This is a genomic window from Niastella vici (assembly GCF_002077945.1).
In the GTDB taxonomy this organism is placed as follows: Bacteria; Bacteroidota; Bacteroidia; order Chitinophagales; family Chitinophagaceae; genus Niastella; species Niastella vici.
This window is the reverse complement of the sequence record NZ_LVYD01000108.1, coordinates 1-6,058: the sequence shown is the minus strand read 5'-3', so window position 1 is coordinate 6,058 and position 6,058 is coordinate 1. Positions and strand designations below refer to the sequence as shown.

The 6,058-nt window shown below is 39.0% G+C and carries 6 protein-coding genes; 4 read left to right on the top strand and 2 right to left on the bottom strand.

All coding sequences use genetic code 11. The features are described 5' to 3' along the window. Positions 1 to 481: 481 nt before the first annotated feature. From A3860_RS36250 to A3860_RS36230, 4 genes are all read left to right on the top strand, one after another. Positions 482 to 1,054, top strand: coding sequence for a hypothetical protein (locus tag A3860_RS36250; RefSeq protein WP_081155498.1), 573 nt, complete (start codon positions 482 to 484; stop codon positions 1,052 to 1,054). Between the two features lie 783 nt (positions 1,055 to 1,837). Next, on the top strand, positions 1,838 to 2,491 hold the full coding sequence (locus tag A3860_RS36240; RefSeq protein ID WP_158085471.1) for a DUF4279 domain-containing protein: 654 nt from the start codon (positions 1,838 to 1,840) through the stop codon (positions 2,489 to 2,491). A 362-nt stretch (positions 2,492 to 2,853) separates the two neighbouring features. Further along, on the top strand, positions 2,854 to 4,182 hold the full coding sequence (locus A3860_RS36235) for an ADP-ribosylglycohydrolase family protein (protein ID WP_216823591.1): 1,329 nt from the start codon (positions 2,854 to 2,856) through the stop codon (positions 4,180 to 4,182). Positions 4,183 to 4,225: 43 nt separating this feature from the next. Further along, the gene (locus tag A3860_RS36230; protein WP_081155494.1) at positions 4,226 to 4,747 is read left to right on the top strand and encodes a DUF6933 domain-containing protein; all 522 of its coding nucleotides are present in this window, start codon (positions 4,226 to 4,228) and stop codon (positions 4,745 to 4,747) included. Between the two features lie 58 nt (positions 4,748 to 4,805). Here A3860_RS36230 and A3860_RS36225 read toward each other — a convergent pair whose 3' ends face one another. Together A3860_RS36225 and A3860_RS36220 are read right to left on the bottom strand one after the other, a co-directional pair. Then, on the bottom strand, positions 4,806 to 5,420 hold the full coding sequence (locus A3860_RS36225; protein WP_081155493.1) for a DUF5071 domain-containing protein: 615 nt from the start codon (positions 5,418 to 5,420) through the stop codon (positions 4,806 to 4,808). 12 nt (positions 5,421 to 5,432) lie between these two features. After that, positions 5,433 to 5,834 carry a hypothetical protein gene (locus A3860_RS36220; RefSeq protein ID WP_081155492.1) on the bottom strand — a complete coding sequence of 134 codons (402 nt, stop codon included), beginning with the start codon at positions 5,832 to 5,834 and terminating at the stop codon, positions 5,433 to 5,435. Positions 5,835 to 6,058 lie beyond the last annotated feature (224 nt).

The following is a 6,058-nucleotide window of genomic DNA, read 5'->3' as shown; positions in this document are numbered from 1 at the left end:
GAGGCAACGAACCGCTCTACCCGGAACCTACTAATACAGGATTTGAAAGTATTAATGGAGTTTATAAGCCTCAATAGAGACTTGATAAAATGGGATTGACCGTTTAAATTAATGACAAAATGGCAAATCGATCAAGCATCTGAACACCACCTGTCATCTATCAGAAGGAGGATATTGTTGCCACGGCGTCGCTCGTAATCGACCGTACGAAATGGGGGATCACTTACCAGTCAGGCAGTGCTGGAAGACAAGGTACCGGTGTCACTGGCTTTACGGTTTCACCAGCAGCTGTAGGAAGCATACCTTATAGATGTTGTTGCCGGCTATCAAGGTATTTAGCGGTGGCGGGATTGGGCTAACAGTTATCGGCATTAAACATACTATTTACAATAATTTACAAAGTTTACATTTTAATTTACAATCCTGACCCTTCAAGCTGAAAGGATCAAAGTAGTTTCGCTGTATCAAACCTTAATAGGATATGAAAAATAAAAGAAATGTTTTGTACAGCCTGATTATTCTGTTAATAGGAGTAATTTATTTTGCTGTACAGGCTCAACAAAAAAATGGCACTCATCGCGCTGACTTTTCTGGCGAATGGAAATCCAAAGAGTCGATAAGTATGGGCGGAAATATTGTTTGCTGCTATAACTCGGGTGATCGTATGCTGGCTAAAACAATGAAAATAGCAGAGCAGGCAAATTTTCTAACCATAGAGGTATCAAGCTCGCTTCCTGGCACAGCACCGGTTATAAGCCAGGAGAAACTGACCTTCGACGATAAAGAAAGCGAGATTAATAATGGCCCGGAAAGAGGGAAGAAGTTTACAGTAAAGTTGTCCGCCGATAGACAAACTATGACTGTTAACTCAATTGTACACCTGATGGTTCCCACTCCTTATCATGTAGATGTTCAGAAACAAATGCTTGTTTACGTGACAGAGGTTTGGAAGTTGAGCAATGATGGCAAGTCTATTTCTGTTCAGGCCAATGCAAAATCAAACTTATTCGGCAGCGAGCGTTCCTGGGAGACCATATTCGATAAAACCAATTAGTATTCAAAGATTTTTTTGTACAAGCCCTACTTAGTTGGCAAAATGACATTTCCTGACTGATCCTCAAACTCAGGCCAAATCATAAAAAGCCAGTTTACCTCATGACAGTCATGATCATACCAAAAATCTGAACGTATCCTTTGAAAAGGTAGTCTTTCTCTACCCCGTTCTTCTTTATTATTAAATGTATATTTAACTCGAAAGTCAGCTGGATGGCCTAATCTCTTCTCGTATGGATGATGCATGGTGAGTGATTGACGGAGCCAATATATAACGTGCCGGTGAAAATAGAATATTTATTTTCTGCTCCTGATTTTCTTACAGTTTGTTTCCTAAATTCACCATGAAATTTCTCAAAATCAAAATTGATTCGAACCATCCCAAAGGCATTCACAATGAATATAATAGAATTTTATACCTGAATTGATTTGAAATAATTCAAATGGAAAAACCCTTCAAATCCAATCATTTGAAGGGTTTCATATTTTCGTCGAGACAACTGGACGAATTTCGAACCTGCTGATACAGGATCTAAAGGCATTAAAGGAGTTCGTAAGTCTCAATAAAGTATAACACAATCATGAAAAACTGATTAATTTGGGCGACAAAATGACAATTTAAATCAAGTGTCTGAAAAACCGGCCTACTCATATTGCTATTATTAATTAGCTAATGCTGCCAACATTGCATTTGTAATAGAATGGTTGGACATTGAGCACTCGACAGCAATTCATTTGTATATTCGTCATGCATCTCAAACGTTTTGATTTTAGTACTAAAAATATGACAGACGATCAAGCCATTGCAATCATTGAAAGTGAATTCAAGCAAAAGACACTTGGAGTGACTGAACAGTACCTTGAAATTCATAGTCCAATTTATACTGACAATAAAATCAAAGTTGACCGTATTGACAGAGAAAGTAAGGACGGATCAATTATCGCATACTTACCGGTGCTATCCGAAAGATTTTATTTTGCTGTGTATATTGACACGAAGACAAATAAAGTCACAGGAGTTGGGACAGAGGCATATCATCGAGTATATTTCAGAGCAACATCAGAAACTTTAACGGTTGAGGAGTTAAAAGAAATGACCAATTTGACACCAACAGAAACCTGGAATAAGGGTGACCTTAGAAAAAGAGGAAAATCAAATCACACTTTTAGCAACTTCACAATACTGCCTAATCCTGAACCAGACGAGTTTGAAGACAAACTAAAGAAGTTACTTGACCATTTGGAGCAGGACAAAGATGGCATAAAACGACTTGTTGACAATGCAAACGGTTATATTCAGGTTGCGATGGACACTCACAATGGAAATGGAATGATTGGCGGACCCAATATTGACACAACCGATATAAGAAGAATGAATGAATTTGGGCTGTCAATAAACTTTGACCTTTACGTTGGCGGAAACAGCTTTAGAGAATAGAACTATTGTTGCTACAGTTCCGCCAAAGAAGAAAAAATTGTATTCCGTCTGCTTATTATGTCGGTACGGTCATTTTCAACAAGAATATTTCGAACCCAAAAGAGCCTTCAAATCCAACGACTTGAAGACCCTCGTAAATTCTGGTCGGGGCGGCTGGACGATTGTCTAACTCTTTGCTTGAAGATTTATTGAAAATAAAGCACTTGAATATTTGATAAATATTGTATTCTTTTATAAAGAGTCTATCAATAGTACTTTTCGCTTTTTGGGGCCATTACAGAAAGGTTGCTGTATTTTGCTTAATAAACGCTATTCCAACCATGTCTAATATAGTACATCAAACAGATTGGAAAACCGAACCAATGCCCAATGAAACTGACAATTTACATTTTCACCGAATATTTTCTTCAGAAGAGTTCGAGCGTGTAAGACAGGGCTTAGTTCCAAGAGAAATGGAAGATAAATGGTTCATTTATTACGAAAACCACATACTAAATATTCATCGTAGCTGGACAGGATTCCATATCTATAAAATCATCATGCAACCCCAGGAAGATAACACGTATGTGGTTACTCAAACAATAGTCAACAGGAGCAATGCTCAGTATAATCAGCTAAATAATGCGTACGATGTTGCTTTCCTGAATTACCTTATTGATCGCTTACTCCTTGGAAAAGATGTTCCTTTTCCTATGCCAACGAATATATCCGAAGAAAACAACGCAATTTATAAGCACTCAATGGTTGGCTTCGCAACGCCTAATACTACAAACATTGCAGGAAATGAACCGGTACAGATCAATGCTGGTGACAGACTGGGAGGTTGTCTGGCTGGCGGCGCCATCGGTGACGCCATAGGTAGCTTTTATGAAGGCCAATCGAACATAGAAAGGATAAATGCAGAGATGGTTCATGGTATCACTGACGATACACAACTTACAATGGCTACCTGCGAATCCATTATCGAATCCGGACAGGTATCTGCAGCCAGCATTGCACATTACATGCTCACCTGGTATAATAAAGGAAAATTGACCGGGCTTGGCGCCAGTACTCTGAAGGCGCTGAGGGATTTACAGATGGGAGCTCATTGGGCGCTTGCCGGTCGGTCGGGAGAGTATGCTGCAGGCAATGGAGCCGCCATGCGCATCGCCCCACTTGCTTTTTTTATCAACCCGGAAACAGATCGAACACTCATTCGTGACGTGTGTAGTATCACGCATAAGAATGATGAAGCGTACGTTGGAAGTTTGGCAATCCTCTATTCTTTACATTACATTATAACAAACAAGTGGTTGCCTGGAATTAGTCTGCTGGAATTAATTACGCCCCAACTGCCGGATACCGCCGTACGGGATAATCTTTTAAAATTACAGGCAAATTCCTCATTAGGTATTCGCGAAGCGGCAGGTTTAGTGGGCACATCCGGACATGTTATTGAATCGGTACCTTTTTCCATTTTTGCGGCTGGTAAAATCAGGGAAAGCAGTTTTGAAGAGGTGCTTGCTGAAATCATACTTTGTGGCGGAGATACAGATACCAATGCTTCGCTTGCCGGGCAGATCATGGGCGCCTATATTGGATTGTCAAATTTTTCCAGAAGCGCATCCCGTATGTTCGCGAATATAAAGGAGTGCACCTATATCTTAGATACTGCACATAAATTGTCGAAAATGTTGAAAAAGCAATAATTCCGTTGAATGATGGACACCATAAAACGATACAATTGTTAATATGCTTATTATTCGCGCAACTCAGAAACTACTTAATACTTCCCGACTCACAGCTTCTTTGCATATTTCACAAGCCACAGAGGGACAAATGCTTCATAGTTGGTATTGTAGTCTGTTGTCAACTGGTTTTACCGGAAAGTTGATGGTAATGTATGTTCACGAGCCATCTCTGCTTTCCATAATCTGCCGTGGGAAAACCATTAGTGGCACTTGGGAAGAGTTCAAGCACCGGCTGCCCCTGTTATTGAAGAAATTTGACTTCCAATCTTCTTTTATAGAGTCGGAAACGGGTCTTGCCGATAAGTATGTAGTATCTAAAACGAACAGCAGGTCGATGCTTGCTTATATAAATCAAATGAAAATTCATCTGGAAATTCATAGTAGCAGATTTGATACTTATGAAAACATTTCACAGGATCTTTTGGAAGAGAGTATGATGAATTATCTCTATCAAACAGGCAACAAAAGTAACTCTTATAGAACTGCTATTGAATTTTGGAAAGATCAAAATGCAATATTATAAGCATGCGACATGTAAACAGGATACTTTTGTAGGCTAAGGTATGGAGTTTAAGCTAAGCCTAAAAAATCGCCTGTATTTTTCCATCTACATAAGCAAATTTCCTTTCCCTTAGAACATTATCGTATGGAGGTCTACATTCATATTCTTTTCCGAAAATTACCTGATCTTGAATGTGGTCCAGTGTATAACAAAAGTTAAATGCCGGAAAAGCACCGACAACCTTCATACGCATTCCCGAGTTCAAGTAGATCGCTGATTCATGTCCAACGATTGCATTGCCACTGTTCCTTGAAGTCATAACAAATGAAACAATACAATCTTCTCTACCATCTCCATTGATATCTCCAGATATAATCCTGGGGTTTTCAACAAATGCGTTATTCTTTTTTTCAATAACAGGTTTGTATTTATTAAAAAGCTTTAGTGCTTCTTCCTTTGCAGAAAATCCATGTTGGGCTAGAACTACGGAGGGAATTGCAATAACCAGTAGCAAGACAAGTCTGAAACTATAAAGCAATTTATGCATCCTGGTTGGTGACCAATTCATGTCCGGAATCCATTCTAAGAGCTGATGAATGATGGAATGAACCTCGTTGAAAGATTGTCCCATTAGCTTTTCAGCTCTTTCAACACCCGGTTTATCTTTTGGAATCAATTCGAAAACTATTGACATATGGCTGGCGGTTTAACGCTTATTGGTAGTTGGATTTGTTAATAGCCCAATGATTTCTATTACCTCGCATACTGCTGTCTTTCTTGAACCTTCTCTGAAATAACCTTTCGTCCCCACCTTAATTTTATCCCGATGATAAATTCTTCTTTCATCATTGATGATCCACATTAATGCAATTCCAGTTTTGGGCACTGGTATTGTATCATCCAAAATAACATTTCCTGACTGATCCTCAAACTCAGGCCAAATCATAAAAAGCCAGTTTACTTCATGACATTGATGATCATACCAGAAATCTGAACGTATACCCTGAAAAGGTAGTTTTTCTCTACCACCTTCTTCTTTACTATAAAAAGAATACTCAATCCTGAAGTCAGCAGGGTGGCCTAATCTCGTCTCGTATGGTTGATGCACGGTATAATGGGGTGATTGATGGAGCCTAATTATGTATAATACGCAGGTCCAAAATTGATTCGAACCTACGCAAATTTATCATAATGAATACAATAGAAAATTCATGCCAATAGATTCGAAATTATTAAAATAGAAAAACCCTTCAGATCCAATGATCTGAAGGGTTCATTTTTATGGTCGGGCCGGCTGGACGATTGTCTATCGCGCTGTGCAAAGCCCGTGAA